The organism is Streptomyces sp. NPDC101490 (assembly GCF_044767145.1).
Taxonomy (GTDB): Bacteria; Actinomycetota; Actinomycetes; order Streptomycetales; family Streptomycetaceae; genus Streptomyces.
This window is the reverse complement of sequence record NZ_JBIWNI010000014.1, coordinates 111,252-126,879: the sequence shown is the minus strand read 5'-3', so window position 1 is coordinate 126,879 and position 15,628 is coordinate 111,252. Positions and strand designations below refer to the sequence as shown.

At 74.4% G+C, this 15,628-nt stretch carries 9 protein-coding genes; 3 read left to right on the top strand and 6 right to left on the bottom strand.

What is annotated here, in order from left to right; genetic code table 11:
- Positions 1 to 266: 266 nt before the first annotated feature.
- A complete protein-coding gene (locus tag ACIRQY_RS23755; RefSeq protein ID WP_403928931.1) occupies positions 267 to 5,183 on the bottom strand; it encodes a DNA-binding protein in 4,917 nt (1,638 codons plus the stop codon).
- Positions 5,180 to 6,034 (bottom strand): DUF4132 domain-containing protein, encoded by an 855-nt coding sequence (locus ACIRQY_RS23750; RefSeq protein ID WP_403928928.1) that lies wholly within the window; start codon positions 6,032 to 6,034, stop codon positions 5,180 to 5,182. Before ACIRQY_RS23750 ends, ACIRQY_RS23755 begins: the two co-directional genes overlap by 4 nt.
- 465 nt (positions 6,035 to 6,499) lie before the next feature.
- Between ACIRQY_RS23750 and ACIRQY_RS23745 the strand changes: the two genes are divergently transcribed.
- Positions 6,500 to 7,261: a class I SAM-dependent methyltransferase gene (locus ACIRQY_RS23745; protein ID WP_403928925.1), complete on the top strand. Its 762-nt coding sequence runs from the start codon at positions 6,500 to 6,502 to the stop codon at positions 7,259 to 7,261.
- Positions 7,262 to 7,285: 24 nt separating this feature from the next.
- Here ACIRQY_RS23745 and ACIRQY_RS23740 read toward each other — a convergent pair whose 3' ends face one another.
- Positions 7,286 to 8,218 carry an endonuclease/exonuclease/phosphatase family protein gene (locus tag ACIRQY_RS23740; protein WP_403928922.1) on the bottom strand — a complete coding sequence of 311 codons (933 nt, stop codon included), beginning with the start codon at positions 8,216 to 8,218 and terminating at the stop codon, positions 7,286 to 7,288.
- A gap of 313 nt (positions 8,219 to 8,531) precedes the next feature.
- Complete coding sequence (locus ACIRQY_RS23735; protein ID WP_403928919.1) at positions 8,532 to 9,947, bottom strand: lamin tail domain-containing protein; 1,416 nt, start codon at positions 9,945 to 9,947, stop codon at positions 8,532 to 8,534.
- A gap of 250 nt (positions 9,948 to 10,197) precedes the next feature.
- On the opposite strand from ACIRQY_RS23735, the gene ACIRQY_RS23730 reads away from it, so the two are divergent.
- Positions 10,198 to 11,316 carry an acyl-CoA dehydrogenase family protein gene (locus ACIRQY_RS23730; RefSeq protein WP_403928917.1) on the top strand — a complete coding sequence of 373 codons (1,119 nt, stop codon included), beginning with the start codon at positions 10,198 to 10,200 and terminating at the stop codon, positions 11,314 to 11,316.
- Positions 11,317 to 12,113: 797 nt separating this feature from the next.
- Positions 12,114 to 13,139, top strand: a complete 1,026-nt coding sequence (locus ACIRQY_RS23725; RefSeq protein ID WP_403928914.1) for a peptidoglycan-binding protein — start codon at positions 12,114 to 12,116, stop codon at positions 13,137 to 13,139.
- Between the two features lie 360 nt (positions 13,140 to 13,499).
- Here the strand turns inward: ACIRQY_RS23725 and ACIRQY_RS23720 are convergent, their stop codons facing one another.
- Together ACIRQY_RS23720 and ACIRQY_RS23715 are read right to left on the bottom strand one after the other, a co-directional pair.
- Positions 13,500 to 14,036, bottom strand: coding sequence for an NUDIX hydrolase family protein (locus tag ACIRQY_RS23720; protein ID WP_351784857.1), 537 nt, complete (start codon positions 14,034 to 14,036; stop codon positions 13,500 to 13,502).
- 296 nt (positions 14,037 to 14,332) lie between these two features.
- Complete coding sequence (locus ACIRQY_RS23715; RefSeq protein WP_351784855.1) at positions 14,333 to 15,322, bottom strand: GAF domain-containing protein; 990 nt, start codon at positions 15,320 to 15,322, stop codon at positions 14,333 to 14,335.
- Between the last annotated feature and the right edge of the window lie 306 nt (positions 15,323 to 15,628).

Below are 15,628 nucleotides of genomic sequence, written 5' to 3'. Positions count from 1 at the left end.
GGGGCCGGGGCCCGGGACGTACGGGCCGGGGCCCGGGACGTACGGGACGGGGAGAACCTGAGGGGCAAGGGGCAGAGGACAAGGAAGCCGAGGGGCGGGGGAGCCCGGTCCGAGGCCCGCCGACGGATGTCCGTCCATCCGTCGGCCGGCCCCGGACCGGACTTGGCCCGGCCCGAGGCCCGTCCCAGGGCCCGCCGCCCGGACCGCGGTGCGGACCGCGGTCCGGCCATGGAACCGGGCCGGGGGCCCGGCCGGTCCTCAGCCGTTCATCGGCGGCGCCTCGTCCGGCGGACCTGGAGCTCCTCGAAGCGCGGGACGTCGCCGTCGGCCAGCCGCCGCCACGACCGGGCGAACAGTTCCGCCACCGGTTCGACCGGCACCAGCGTGCCGATCACCGGCCGGACACCCGCCACAGGCCCGTACATCGGCAGCTTCCACCGCTCCAGCGGCAGCACCCCGGACGACTGCTCCGCCCAGGCGCCCGGCAGGAACAGGGAACGCCCCGCCCGCGCCCGTACGGCCGTGACGACCAGTTCCCCGGCGGCCAGTTCGGCGCGCGCCGCCTTGAGGCGGGCCGGCTTCCACCCGGTCCACCGGGCCGTGTTCCGGTCGGTCGGATCGGGCAGCGCGAGCAGCATCAGATACAGCGCCGCCGCGTCCGCGCCGAGCCCGTGCGTGGAGGCGACCTCGTCCACGAGAGCGGGCACCGACCGGGACGGGTCCTGCGGCCACCAGGTGCCGTCCGGGTCCGTCCCGCCCGCGAGCGGCGTGCCCGGATCGGCGAGCAGCCGGGCGAACACCGGGTCGTGCGCCCGGAGCAGGGCCGCCTCCAACGGGGTCGGATGCTGCTCCTGCCCCCGCAGCGCCACCAGGTACGGGTCGGACCAGGTGGAGTCGAGCAGGGACGTCCGCAGCGCGGGCTGCGGCTGCATGTCGTGCGTGGCCATGAGCACCGCGCCGTACCGCTCGTACTCCGCGGTGGTCTCGGTCGGCGTCCCCGCCACACTGCGGAAGTCCGGCAGGCTCATGAAGTGCCCTGCCGCCAGCAGCAGTTCGGGCGATGCCAGGCGCTTCCGTACGGCAGTGAGCGCGGCGGGCAGCGTCGCCCGGAGCGGGTCACCGGCGGGCAGCCGGTGGGCGAGCCACGCCGCCAGGCCCATCGAACCGATCAGCACCGAGGAGGTGAACGGCGTCTCGTGCGGGACCACGGGCGCCGGACGGTCGTTCTTGATGTGCCAGGCGATGTCGGTGCCCAGCTCGGGCGAGGCCGCCGGGTCGAGCATCGCGGGCAGGGCCCGGAGCACGGGCCACGCGCTGCCCGCCGCGCGCGCCGCTTCGGTGACCAGCCAGTCGGGCACCGGAGTCCGGCGTCCCACCCGCGCGTTCCACACGGCCGCCGCCGAGGCCACGTCGGGCCCCTCGCTCCACAGCCGGGCCGGGTCCTCGGGCAGCAGCGCCGCCACCACGGCCCGCCGCACGTCCTCGGAGAGCGCGCGCAGTTCGTCACGGCCCTGCGCCGCCTCGCCCACCTTCAGACCGAGGGTCTTGCGGAGCTCTCCCGGAAGGAAGTTGTTCTGCCAGGTGTCCACGTCGGGGATGCCCGCGAGCACCAGCCGGGACACCGGGCCGGAGGCCCCCGTCAGCCGCCCGAACTCCTCCGCCGGACCCGGCAGGAACGGGATCTCCCCCCGGGACCCGGCCTCCCGCAGGAAGCGGGCCACCCAGTCGGCGGCGCGGCCCGGATCGCCCACCGGTTCGACGTCCAGCGCGGTGTAGGGGCCGGGCACCTCGAAACGGCCCTGCGGGTCGTGGAACAGCGCCCCGAACCTCGCCCCGTCGGCGACGCTCTCGCTGTACTCGGTGATGCCGAGCGCGGCGCCGCCGCCGAGCGGCAGGACGCAGCGGTGGCCGAGGGGACGGGCCGCGCCGTCGGGGGTCTGGAGCTGCGCGGGCCCGAGGTGGAGCACGACACGGCGCCAGTGGGCGTCCGAGGCCGCCGTGGAGCCCAGTCCCAGTGCGTCGATCCGGGCGAGGAGGCCGAGCAGTGCCTCCCGGTGCTTCGGGACGCTGCCGGGGGCGACGGCCCGGTAGGCGAGTGCCGAGGGCACGTCGAGGAAGGCGGTGAAGGGCAGGCCGGAGTGGGGCAGCGGAGTCAGGTCGAAGTGGGTCAGGCCCGGCCGTGCCTGCGCGGTGGAGTCGTTCCGCGCCGTGTCCAGTGCCTCCAGGAAGTGGTGGAGGACGTCCTTCTCGGAGCCCCGGCGGTAGTGGTTGGTGCCCGAGATGCCGAGCAGGGCCTCGCCGATCAGCTGGTCGGCCGGGCCCTCGGCGCGGGCCGGGGGCCGTTCCGCCGTGGGGTCCGTGCGCGCGGCCACGGCGTCGAGCGCCTTCTGCTGCTGGACGGCGAACCGCAGCACCTTGACGACACCCGCGACGAGCTCGGGCGTGGTGATCTCCGGCAGGGCGGTGGCCACCAGCGGAGGAAGGTCCGCCGCGAGCTCCGCGGCGGCGGCCGCCTTCAGCAGGGTGGCGGCCGTCCCGGCGTCCGCCGAGCGCAGCGCCGCCGACCCGGCCGTGTCGCGAGGGCGCAGCGCGTACAGGTGGGACAGCGGGGGCAGCGCACCCGCGGCGCTGTGGAACACCCGGTCCGAGTCGCCGTCGGACGTCGCGGTGACGACGCCGTCCGGGTCGCTCAGGGACAGCTTCCGCCATTCCTGGGTCACGGCCCTCGGACGGTCGTCGCCGGGGAAGGTGAGCCCCGTGACCGGCAGGCCGGAGCCCTCGGGCAGGGTGACGCGCCGCCCGGAGGTGTCCTCGGCGGACCAGCCGTCGCCCGGGAGGCGCACGACGCGCCAGCCCAGCAGGCCGTCCACCGGTGTGCCCAGGGCGGAACCGGCCACCGTCGGGGTGGGGCGCAGCCAGGAGTGGGGCGCGGACAGTTCGGCCCCGGTGCCGTGGGCGCGCAGCGCGTCGGCGAGGAAGCCGGGCTGCGAGCGGCGCCCGTAGCTGCCGGTCGCCGGGTCGTACTCGGTCCAGCCGCCCTCCTCGTCCCGGCCACCGGCTTCCCACACCCAGTGCGAGGTGCCGTCGGAGAGCGTCATGCGCTCGTGGGGCAGCCTCGTGTCGCCCCGGTGCAGCACCCCGCCGCCGGTGGCCCGGCCGCCGCCGGGCAGCGGCAGGGTGGGGTGCGCGGAGCGCATGGACCAGTAGTCGGCGCCGCCGTCCAGGGTGAACACCCGGTCGGGTGCGGTGTGCCAGTAGCCCTGTGCGGCGTCGCCGCTGCCGTAGGACGTCCAGAACACCAGCAGTTCGCCGTCCACGAAGTGGAAGCCGTGCCGGAGCGACTGCCCCGAGGCCGGTATGCGCAGGTCGTGCGTGAGGACGGTCGCGTCCGCGCCGACGACCCGCACCTGGGTGCCGTTGGCCACGATCAGGTGGGGCCAGGCCTCGGCGACGGTCAGTCCTTCGGTCTTGCCGCGCACCGGGGACAGGTCCGCGACGGCCTCCTCCCAGGCGGGCCAGTGGAGCTCTTCCCACAGTCCGCCGCGCAGGGTGCGCGCCAGGGTCTCGCCGAGGTCGGCGGAGGTGGCCGCCGCGACCTCGTCGGGGGCCAGTGCGAGCGCCTCGGCGGGCAGCCACGACAGTCGCTCGATCGCCTGCGGGACGCCGGGCAGTCCGGCCGCGACCGAGTCGCGGGCGACGCCGGCCACCCACTCGGCGAGCATCGGGCGGCCACCGGGCGACGCGGCGAGCCGCCGTATCACGGCGGTGTCGGAGGAGCCGCCGCCGCAGCGGTTCGCGGCGTTGCGGAAGGCGGTGCGGAACCGGGGGTCGGCGGCGAGCGCGAGCAGGTCCCGGGGCTCCTCGCCACATGCCCAGTCCGACAGGTTCAGGGACACGTGGCTCCGGCGCCGCTCGTCCGGTGTCGGATCGCCGACGGGCACGCCGAGGGCGAGCAGCAGGTCCAGGAGGTCCACGTCCTCGACGCCGATCTCCAGGAACCCCTTGTCCTCGGGCCGTTCCGCGAGGTCGGCGCGGAGCCGTCCGGCGGCCCGTTCGACCAGGGAGAGCAGGACGCGCTGAGTGGGGCGGGGGCCCCAGCCCCGGTGCCGCGCGGTGTGGAAGCGCTCCAGCCATCCGGCCGTGCCGTCGGGGCAGCGCTCCTCGGGCAGTGCGTCCGGGGCGGTCAGGCCGTTCTCCGCGCCGGACTCGGACAGGATGCCCAGCCACAGCTCGTCGGTGTCGCCGTCGCCCACCGGCGGTGTCAGGGAGAGCAGGGTGCCCCGTACGGCCGGTTCGCGCCGGGCCAGGGTGACCAGTGCCGTCCGGTGCGCCTTCCACCAGCCCGCGGGTGCCCGAACCGTCGCCGGGAGCGGCAGCAGTTCGGCGAGGTACGCCTGCTCCTCCTCGGAGCCGGGCAGTCCCGCCGCGCGGGCGAGGCGCCGCAGTTCGGCGGCTGCCTGGGCGGACGGGGCGAGACCTCCCGCGGTCCGCCGTACGCAGAGGCGCCGGAAGCGCCCGTACGCCTCGGCGGGCGCGAGCCGTGCCGCGAGTTCCCTGCCGTAGGAGGTGAGGACCTTCACGGGCAGGGCGCCCGCCAGCGCGAACTCCAGGAACACCGCGTCGGTCCGGTCCTCGTCGACCGGCAGGCCGTGCTGGGCCTCCGCGGTGCGGGCCCGGCCGAACAACTGGCCCGCGTAGGTGGTGTTCTCGACGCCGAGGAAGATCCGCGCGGCCTGCTCGTAGAAGACGGGCAGGAAGTGGGGGACGGCGGAGGCGAGGCGTCCGGCGAGCTCGTTGCAGGCGTCGAGGGCGGCGCCGGGCTTGCTCTTCGCCTGCCGGGCCAGCCGGTCGAGCTCGGGCACGACGGCGAGGGCGTGGTGCCCGTCCTCCGGGTGGTGCACGAGGACCCATTCGGGGAAGCCCAGTTCCTGGCGCTGCCCGAGGCCCACGACGACCGGGGTGCCCTGCGGTTCGAGTCCGAGGAACCCGGCGGCGAGGTCCTCGGCGGGGCCGAGTTCGGCCGTGGCGAGCCGGATGACCACCCGGTCCTCGCCGAGCGCGGGGTGGCGGTAGGTCCGTGCCGTCAGGTCGACCGCCGAGGAGCCCGCCCCTTCGGTGTCGGCCGGGAGTACCGCTCCGGCCCTGAGGAGTTCCCTGTCGTCGGCAGTGGTCGTGCTGGTCACGCGCCCTCACCCTTCTCGATCGTACGGCCCGCGTAGAGCGCCGCGGCCATGCGCATTCCTTCGGACCAGGCGACGGGCCCGACCTCGGCGAGCCGCACCGCGCGGCCGTTCCCGTCGCGCCAGCCGAGCCCGCCGGTCTCCGTCTCCCCGTCCCAGTACGGCTCCCCGATCCACACGGACGCCTCCGTGGTCCGGCCTCCGTCGCGCACCCCGAGCGTGGCGTAGCCGCCGGAGACGCGGTAGCCGAGGGAGGTGGCGCGCGCGGCGAGCCCGAACCGGGAGGCGAACGTGCCGCCCGCGAAGTCGCGGACCTCCGTCGCGGTCCCGGAGAGTCCGGTGGCGGGCCGGGTCCAGGTGGCGCGGTGGATCTGCTCGACCCGCTGGGTGATGCCGAGTTCCGCCGCGAAGTCCCGTACGTCCTCCAGGTCCGGCAGGAGCACGGGGTGGGGGAGGGTCACGGTGCGCGGCGAGATCCGTACGGTCTCGCCGTCGAGGTCGACCACCTTCAGCGCACCGTCCTCGGTGGCGTCCCGGAGGAAGCCGACCTCATCCGGGTCGTCGCCGACGACCGCCATGTCACGGAGGGCGGACTGCCACGCCTCGTCCGGCCACACCCGTGCGATCAGCGCGGTCGGTACGGGGAGCGAGGACACCATCCAGCCGTCCACCTGGGCCACGCACGCGGCCGCGTGCCGGTCCAGCCACTCCGCGAGCCGCCGGAGCCGGTCGGTCTCGGGATGGTCGCGCAACGCCTTCGGCAGCGTCTTCAACTGCCGCCCCCCGGAGCGTCGTGCGACCACCCGCCCGTCGTCGAGGGCGATCTCGTATTCCCCCGCTGCAAGCCACGCCATGAGCCGTGCCCCTCCGCATGTTCCGTCAGATTCCACGCAGCTCGAACGAAGGGGTCGAAACCCCCGAACCGCGGTATGAGCGGAGACTATCCAGGGCCACTGACAACGGCCGCGCGGGCGCCGGGAGTCGGGTCGGATCCCGCACGCGGACGCGGACCGGAAGCGCGTGCGGAGCGTGTCGGAACACTGGTCCTCCTCGACCTCATGAAGCGCGTACGGCCCACGGACGTGGGCGCCCCGAGCCTGGCGGCCCGGCCCCCGCGCGTCCATCACACGGGGCCTCCCCGGCCCGGACGCGCGGGCGGAGGGCCCGGAGCGGGGAGAGCCGGGCGGGACGCGTGACGCCGCCCCGGGGCACAGCGGAACGGGGCCGGGACAGGGCCGGGACAGGGCCGGGACAGGGCCGGGACAGGGCCGGGACAGGGCCGGGCGGCGCCGTGCCGGGGGACCTGAGACGATCTCCGCATGGCACGGAGCTTCGAGGATCTGGTGGCGGAGGCGGACTCCGCCCCGGTGGAGGGCTGGGACTTCTCCTGGCTGGCGGGAAGGGCGACCGAGCAGCGCCCCTCCTGGGGGTACCAGCGGCTGATGGGCGAGCGGATGGCACGGGCCACGGCGGCGCTCGACGTGCAGACCGGCGGTGGTGAGGTCCTGGCGGGAGTCCCCGCGCTACCGCCGCTCGTGGTCGCCACCGAGTCCTGGCCGCCGAACGTCGCCAAGGCCACCCGGCTGCTGCACCCGCTCGGCGCGGTCGTCGTCGCCGACGAGGACGAACCCCCGCTGCCCTTCGCCGACGAGGCGTTCGACCTGGTGGTCAGCCGCCACCCGGTGACCGTCTGGTGGGAGGAGATCGCCCGGGTCCTCCGGCCCGGCGGCACGTACCTCTCCCAGCAGGTCGGCCCCGCCAGCGTCTTCGAACTGGTCGAGCACTTCCTCGGCCCCCAGCCCGAGGAGATCCGCCGCAGGCGCCACCCCGACGACGCCCGCCACGCGGCGCGGGCCGCCGGTCTGGACGTCGTGGACCTGCGCGCGGAGTCCCTGCGCACCGAGTTCATGGACATCGGCGCGGTGGTCTACTTCCTGCGCAAGGTGATCTGGATGGTGCCCGGCTTCACCGTCGACCGGTACGAGGACCGGCTGCGGACCCTGCACGACCGGATCGGCCGCGAGGGCCCCTTCGTCGCCCGCACCACCCGCTTCCTGATCGAGGCCCGCAAGCCCGCCTGACCCGGCACCCGGGCGGACCCGCCGTCAGGGCCCCAGGGCGATCCGCGCGGCGACGGGCAGATGGTCGCTGCCGGTGGCGGGCAGCGTCCGGACCGACGGCACCACCGCGCCCCGCGCCAGGACCTGATCGATCCGGACCACCGGAAGACGGGCGGGGAAACTGAACGCGAACCCCCGCGCCGGAGCCGCGAGCACCGAGGTCAGCGGCGCGAGACCGCGATCGTCCACCGAGCCGTTGAGGTCTCCGGCGAGCACCACCCTGGCGGTTCGCTCGGCGGCCAGTTCCCGCCCGAGGAGGACGGCGCTCTCGTCGCGCCGGCCGGAGGCGAGGCCGCCGGACCCCACCCGCACGGACGGCAGATGGACCACGTACGCGGCGACGTCCCCGTACGGCGTGCGCACCAGGGCACGCAGCGCCCGGTTCCAGGGCCCCTCGATCCCCCGCGGCCTGATGTCCAGCGGGCGGACCCCGGTGAGCGGATGACGGGACCACAGGCCGACGGTGCCGCGCACCACGTGGTACGGGTACCGGGCGGCGAGTTCCGTCTCGTACGACCCGAGGGCCGGGGCCACCAGTTCCTGGAGCGCGATCAGATCCGCCCCGGCACCGGCCAGGGCGCGCGCGGTCCCGGCGGGATCGGGGTTCTCGTCGCCGACGTTGTGCTGCACCACCAGGAGTTCCCGTCCGCCCGGCGCGGCGGCGGGCAGCACCAGCCGCCCGTACGAGAACCCCCAGACGGCCGCGGGCAGCAGCAGCGTCACCAGCGCGACGGCCGAGCGCCGGAGCAGCGCGACGACGGCGAGGAGCGCCACCACCGCGCCCAGCCAGGGCAGGAAGGACTCCAGGAGACTGCCCAGGTGTCCCGGGGTGTCGGGCACCAGCGAAGGGAAGGCCAGGAGGACCGCCGCCGCGACGCCGAGACCGGCGACGACCCGGCCGGAGCGACGCCCGCGCACCCGCCCGCGCCGCCCGGAAGCGTCGGACCCGCCCGGAGCACCCGCATCGCCGGAACGGCCCGCACCACCAGCCCCTCCCACACGACCCGCACCACCGGCCCTACGGGCCCGGCCGGTACCACCGGCCCTTCCGTCGGGATCCGTGCCACCAGCCCCATCAGCCCCACCGGTACGACCGGAACCGCCCGTACCACCGGCGCTTCCCTCGGCCCGTGCCCGGTCCTTCGGGCGCTCCGCCGTCCCCACCCGGACTCCCTCCCTCGGCTCGAAGAGCAGGACGAACGGAGGGAGGGAGCGGGTTCCCGGACCGGTCTCAGCAGCTGAGGGTGCCCCTGCGGAGCGCGTGCCCACCGGTGTTGCCGTCGTCGGACCAGTAGACGGGCTTCGCACCGCCGACGCACTCCTCGGCGCCGCTCACGGAGAAGCCCTCGTTGTTCAGGTCCGACATGCCGGAAGGACGGTCGAGGACCGCGGTCACCGCGAAGACGCCCGACGCGTTCACCCGGAACGTCCGGTGCTGACCACCGCAGGTGTCGTCACAGACCACCCACAGACGCTCGGCCCCCGGCTCCCACTGCACCTCCATGACCCCGCCCATCCCACTGCCCACCGTGGCGATGCGGGTGGAGGCGCCCGAGTCCGCGAGGACGTAGCCGTACACCGTGGCGGTGCCCTCGACACCGAGGAAGAAGACCCCGCCGGTGTGGGCGCCGTAACGCGCCGGATCGTAGGCGGCGCCGGTCGACGCGTCTTTGAACCCGGCGCCGGTCAGCGCCGCGTCCGGCACCCAGGTGATCCCCTCGAAGCCGAGGTTCGCCCCCACGGAGGGCAGACCGGAGGTGAGGTTCCACTCCTTGGCGGCGGTCAGCGTGCCCGCCGTCCCCGCCGTGTCGTACCGGAGCACGGACAGCCTGCTGGTGCCGGAGGCGTCGCCGTTCCGCTCGCTCGCCACGTACACCCCGCCCGCCGAGCCCGCCCCGGTGAGCGTCACGCCCTCGCTGTCGGGGCTGCCGTTGCCGGACGGGAAACGCAGGGTCTTGCCCTTGGACCAGCCGTTCGCCGTGTCCGGCTTCCAGCCGGAACCGTCCTTCACCAGACGCCACAGCCTGCCGGAGTTCTGGGCGGCCCACAGGACACCGCCCTCCTGGCGGAGACCGCTCAGGTCCTCCCCGAAGACGTTCGACCCGTCGGCGGTGGCGACCTGGCCACCGCCCGGCCAGGCGACCGCGCCCGGTGTCCCGCCACCGGGCCCGCCGCAGGCGTTCGGCCCGCCCAGGGTCAGCTCCGCCGTCCCGAACGTGCCCGAGCCGTCGGGGCAGCGCGACCACGAAGGAGCCGAGTGCCCGGTCCAGGAGAAGCCGTCGACGAGGGTCGTGCCGTCCGGCAGGTACAGGCGCGCCTTGTCGGCGGAGCCGAGCCCGAACGACCCGTGCACGTCGAAGGCGCGGAACCCGCCGGGAGCCAGCGTCGTCCCGGCGGGCACCTTGTAGCGGGAGCCGTCGTCGTCGTCGTCCTTGAGGATCCAGCCGGAGACGTCGACGCTCGCCGTCCCCTTGTTGTACAGCTCGACGGAGTCCGGCACGGACCCCGTCGTCACCACCTCGTTGACGCGGATGTCGTCCGCAGGCGCCGCCTGCGCCGGGGCCGCCTGGAACACCCAGGCGGCCAGCAGGGGAGCGATGAGGGCGAGGCGGGGGCCACGGCCCCACCCCCGAGTACGTGCGGTCATGTCGTCCGTCCAGGGAGAGCGTTCCGACAGGGCGGCACGAGGATTCCGGCACCGGCCGAACGAGTGGCCTCCGGCGGCTGAGCGCTCCGTGAACGGCGGACGAACCGCCCGCTTCCCGGCCGCCACCCCCGGACCTTCGCCCGGCCCGCGCCGACCGGCGCGCACCGGCCCGCGTGCGTCTTCCGTTCGCGGGGGAGTGTTCCCCGGTCGGGAAGAAACGTATCGCGGAGCCAGAACGAGGTGATCGTCCGTGCGCAGCACGCCGGGACGGGGAACAGCCCTGGAGACCGAGCCGGGACTCGCGGGGGAACCGCTGGTCGCCGCGGTCGCCGACGTCGCCGACACCGTGCTCCGGCCGGTCGCCGAACGGACCGCCGTGACGGGCGTCCCCCTCACCCATCTGGTGGAGCTGGCGCGCTGCGGGGCGTACGGACTGGTCGGATACGAGCCTCCGGAGGGCAGCGGACACACCCACGCGCAGGTGGTCCGCGAGGTCCACGAACTCCTCTCGGCAGCCGACCCCTCCACCTGGTTCGTCCACGTCCAGCACTTCGGGCTCGTGAAGGCGCTCAGCAGGAGCACCAACACCGCGCTGCGGGACCGGTGGCTGCCCGCACTGGTGACTGGAGGGAAACGGTCCACCGCAGGGTTCGCCTACCTCCGGCAGCCCAGCCCGCCGGTCACCGCGGAGGAGACCGACGACGGCTGGCTGCTGCGCGGCCACGTGCCCTGGATGACCGGCTGGGGCATCACCGACATGGCGGTCCTCGGCGCCGTCGCCCCCGGCGACCGGGCCCTCCTCGCCCGGGTCGACTGCGGACCCGGGGCCGGCGACGGGCTGGTCGCGGCGGAGTCCGCGCCGCTCTGGGCGATGAACGGCACCCACACGGCCGCCGTGGAGGTCCGGGACGTCCTCGTACCGCACGAGGACGTGATCTCGCTGGAACCCAGGACCGACTGGGTCCGCGACTACGACCTGGAGAACGCCAACGCCCAGCCCGCCGTGTTCGGGCACCTGCGGACCGCCGTCGATCTGCTGCGCGCCGCCGCGCCCCGCGCCGGAACCGCCTACGAGACCCTCGCCCTCCGCCTCGCCGAGGAGGCCGCCCGGCTGCGCACCGAGGCCTACGCCCTGCGCGACGAACAGCCGCCGGAGAAGGAGGTGGCGGCCAGGACGGAGATCCGGGCCGCCGTCCTCGACCTCGGGGTCCGGGCCGCCACCGCCTGCGTGGCCGCGACGGGCGGCCGGGCCGTCCGCTACGGCGACACGGCGGGGCGGCTCGCCCGGGAGGCCCTCTTCCATCTGATCCAGGCCCAGACCCCGCGACTCCGCGGGGCCACCGCCGACCTCACACTCCGGGGCCTCTGAGAGCCGGGGGGGACGGGAAGGATCGGGGGAGACCGGGGTGCCAGGGGCAAGCCGGAGCGCAGGAGGCAGGAGGCAGGAGGCAGGAGGCAGGGCCGCTCGGCCGGAGGGAAGCGGGGGCGGCCGGAAGCAGCGGCCGGAAGCAGGCTCGACCCCGTCGAGGTCCTCGACCTCCCTGACGAGGGCGAACTCCCCGGCGAACTCCGCAGGACCGCCCGCGCACCGGACGCCGCCAGGCCTGCCCTCCGGGCCTGCCCTCCGGGCCTGCCCTCCGGGCAGACGGCGCTCCTTCCGAGACACGCCTTGGTCCCCCTCGACTGCACCGCCTGCGGAACCCGTACGCGCCCCCTGCTCACCCTCACCCTCATCTTCACCCTCGGCAGCGGCCACGCCCCGGGCCTCCGCTCGGCCGCTCCGGCGAGATCCGCGTCCTCACCTGCCCCACCGACCCCACGCGTCCCTTCCGTCCGAACCTGCGGGAGGACCGGCCCGGCCGGACTCGTTCGAGTGAACAGCGGCCTTCCCCGCGTGACCCCGGGACCGGCTCCCCGCGAAGATCACGGAGGCTTCACCGCGCGGCCGTTGATCACCCGCGCACGTCCCGGACCCCACACGGGACCGGCGTCGCCCGCGTGGCGCGGTCCCGCGTGCCGTATCCACATCGTTAACATCGGCGCCGCCGGGGTCGACGCGTCGATGCCCGCCGTCACTCACGGAACCGGTCTCCTGTCGCCCGGCCGTGCGGGTGTGCGAAGGCCCGGCTCTTCCGCACGACGAGGGCAAGGGACACGGACACGGCCATGGCGCAGGGACCGGGCGATCACGACCAGGAGCCGACGGTGGAGGCCGAACTGGCGAGGCTGCTGCGCCGCTGGTGGGAGGAGGCCGGGACGCCCGGTGGCGGGCGGCCGACGCAGCAGGCCCTGGCCGCGCGGCTGGGCGTCGACCAGACGACGCTGTCCCGCTATCTGAACCCCCGCCACGTGGCGACCGCGCCCCTCAGGGTCGTGGAGCTCCTCCACGCGCAGCTCCGCGCCCCGGCGGCGGAACTGCCCAGGGCACGGGAGCTCTGTGTGACCGCCCTGCGGGAGCACAGCCGCCACCGCACCCCCGACGGCGGGGCGGACGAACCACCCGCACTGGCGCACCCGCCCCACGACCCCGGGGGAACGGCCGACAGCGGTACGGGCGTCCCCGCCGCGCCCGTCGGCTTCCGCCGCCACTGGCTCCTCCCGGCCCTGTTCACGGCCGCCGTCGCGGTGTCCTTCACCGCCGGGGCCGCCGTCAACGAACGCCTGTCCGCGCGGGACTCCAGGATTCCGGCGGCCGGAGCGGCGCACGCGACCGGGGCGCCGTCCCCGTGGCCGCTGCTGAGCATCGACGACGCCGACCAGTTCACCCGTGCCCGCGCCCTCCAGCACCTGCTGAACGCCCAGGGGTACGACGTACGGGCCGACGGCTTCTTCGGCCAGGACACCAAGGTGGCGGTGATGGACTTCCAGCGCCGCAGACTCCTGCCCGCCGACGGCAAGGTGGGCCAGCAGACCTGGCCCGAACTGGTCCCGGACGTCGGGCCCGGCTCCCACTCCTCCGCGGTGCGGGCCGTCCAGGAGCTCCTCAACAACGTGGGGCAGGGCGGTACGCCGGTGTCGGGCAGGTTCAACGCCACGACGACCCAGGACGTGCGGTACTTCCAGCACACCCACGGTCTGGCGGACACCGGCCGCGTCGACACGGACACCTGGCTGTCCCTCCTGGTGGAACAGCTCCCTCCGGTGCGGATGCCGGACCTCCGGCGCACCACCGCCGGGGCGGGTCACGGGTGACCGGCACCGGTCCGGCCCTCCGCGCACGGGCCGCCGGGCCCGGCGCCCTGCTGCGGCCGGTCCCTGCATGACGGCATAACCGCAGGTCGGAGCCGTGCATATATGCCGCATGGATGTGCCTCGGAATACAGGCCGTAACCCCTTCCCCAAGCCTTCCGCCGGGTTGACCCTGATGGCGGGGCCGGCCCTCGGGGCGGCGCGACCGGGTGTTCGCCGGACGTGTGCCGCCGGGCCGCCCCGCAGGGGGACGCACATTGAACGGGGAAGCGTATGAACGGGGAAATACGTCACCGCCGCACCTGCCGGACGACGGGAGAGGGTGCCGGTCCGCCCCACGGGAGGACCGGCACCCGGACGGACTCAGTAGGTGTGGCCCACGTGGGCGAGCGCCTGCTTCAGGAGCATGGCGTGACCGCCCGGCATCTCGCCCTGCACCTCCGGGGACGCGGCCTCCCGCGGGCTGAACCACACCAGGTCCAGGGCGTCCTGACGGGGCCGGCAGTCGCCGGTCACCGGCACGACGTAGGCGAGCGAGACGGCGTGCTGACGCGGGTCGTGGTACGGGGTGACCCCCGCCGTGGGGAAGTACTCCGCGACGGTGAAGGGCTGCATGGAGGCGGGGACGCGGGGCAGGGCCATCGGCCCGAGGTCCTTCTCCAGATGGCGCAGGAGCGCGTCACGGACCCGCTCGTGGTGCATGACGCGACCGGAGACCAGCGTGCGGCTCATGGTCCCGTCGACACCGATCCGCAGAAGGACGCCGATGCTGGTGACTTCGCCGCTGTCGTCCACCCGTACGGGTACGGCCTCGACGTAGAGGATCGGCATCCGGGCCCTGGCGACGTCCAGCTCGTCCTCGGTCAGCCAGCCGGGCGTGGTCTCGGTCAGATCAGACATCGCCTCATCATACTTTCCGGTCAGGGGGTCGGCCCCGATGACACGTCCTGCGGGCGGGGGAGTCCGGCGCCGGCGTGCCCGGGGTTCAGCTCCGGCGGTCCACGTCAAGGACCGGGACGGCGACCCGGCCGAACCGTATCGGTTCGCGTGCGGTGCCGGGAGACGGCTTCCGACCGTCGTCGCCGGGTTCCCCGTGGGGCGGGAGGGTGCTCGGTGCCCCTGTGGAGCGCGGGAGACCCCGCGGCCCACAGGAGCACCGGGACCGCCGGGGACCCGGGGACCGGCGGGGGGCGGCCTCAGAAGGGGCTGGGACCTCCCCCGGTGCCGAGGCGCTCGAACCGCTGCTGCATGTTGGCTGAAAACGCTCGGGGGTCGGCGACCGTCGCGGCGGTCATGGCCACCGTCAGGATGCCGCTGATCGGCGCTCCCGGAGACGTTCTGACGGGAGTGCACAGGAAGTCGAACTCCTGGTATCCGCCGTGGTCGGCGGTGGGCAGCGAGGCCCGGTGGGTGATCGGCTGCCCGTCACGGAAGGCCATGTCCATGGCCCCGAAGACGCCGGCCGCGTGCAGCCCGGGCAGCTCGGTGGCGCCGGGCTGGTACTGGCGGCCCTTGCCGAAGAGCACCGCCTGGCGCCCGTTGGCGTACCGCAGCACATGGCGGGCGCCCTCGGTGAGCATGATCGGGAACGGTGCGCCGTCGAAGACGGCGAACAGCTCCTGCTGCTGCGCGAGAAGGCTGTCGCGCAGCTTGAACTCGGACACCAGGGTCTGCGCCAGGTCGTGCATCAGCTCCTTGGTCTGCGCGTCCCACGTCCGGGGGGAGGTGTCGGCCACGCACAGGGTGCCCAGGATCATGCCGTTGTTGTCGCGCAGCGGGGTGCCGAGATACGAACGCACGCCCATGTCGTTGACGAGCGGGTTGCCCGCGAAACGCGGGTAGTCGAGCACGTCGTCGAGGGCCAGCTGGGAACCCTGCGCCACGACGTGCGGGCAGAACCCGTAGTCGCCGGGGGCGTCCCGCGCCACCGCGCTGCTCAGGTCGAAGGTGATGCCGTCGTCCGTGCCCGACCGCTCGTCGGGGGAGGCGTCGGGCGCCCGGGGGACGTACATGCCCCGGAACATCTGCGTCTGGTCGTTGATGAAGTTGACCATGGCCAGTGGTGCTCCGGTCACGGTCGCCGCCACCCTGGCGACTCGGTCGAAGGTGGCCTCGGCGTCGGCCGAGTTGAGACCGAGGGCCTGCAGTCGCTGGCGCCGGGCCTCGCCGCTTGTCTGGGGGTCCATGAGAGCACATGAAAGCAGATCCACGCATCTGGTGGATCGTCACCTCGACCCGTTCGAAACGGGGTTGACGGCGTGATGGCCGGGGATGTCCCGGACCGTGACGGATGGACACGATCGATTCGCCTGAGTGCCGACAAAGCGGCAAATTGTATCGTAAAAAAACATATGTTTCAACTGCCTGTAACTATTTCACGCCAACTGATTGACGGGAGGCGAGGAAAAGTGGCAAGGCATATGACAATCGTGCGGGGTTGATCTAGGAGGCGTGGATGATCAGGTCGGGGTGGGGAAGAGATGTCGGGCATC

What these genes read in the sequence shown, in the direction of transcription:
- ACIRQY_RS23750 (WP_403928928.1), bottom strand. Translation starts at nt 6,034, where the DNA reads ATGGCGTGGCTTGCAGCGGGGGAATACGAGATCGCCCTCGACGACGGG.
- ACIRQY_RS23745 (WP_403928925.1), top strand. Translation starts at nt 6,500, where the DNA reads ATGGCACGGAGCTTCGAGGATCTGGTGGCGGAGGCGGACTCCGCCCCG.
- ACIRQY_RS23735 (WP_403928919.1), bottom strand. Translation starts at nt 9,947, where the DNA reads ATGACCGCACGTACTCGGGGGTGGGGCCGTGGCCCCCGCCTCGCCCTC.
- ACIRQY_RS23725 (WP_403928914.1), top strand. Translation starts at nt 12,114, where the DNA reads ATGGCGCAGGGACCGGGCGATCACGACCAGGAGCCGACGGTGGAGGCC.
- ACIRQY_RS23720 (WP_351784857.1), bottom strand. Translation starts at nt 14,036, where the DNA reads ATGTCTGATCTGACCGAGACCACGCCCGGCTGGCTGACCGAGGACGAG.
- ACIRQY_RS23715 (WP_351784855.1), bottom strand. Translation starts at nt 15,322, where the DNA reads ATGGACCCCCAGACAAGCGGCGAGGCCCGGCGCCAGCGACTGCAGGCC.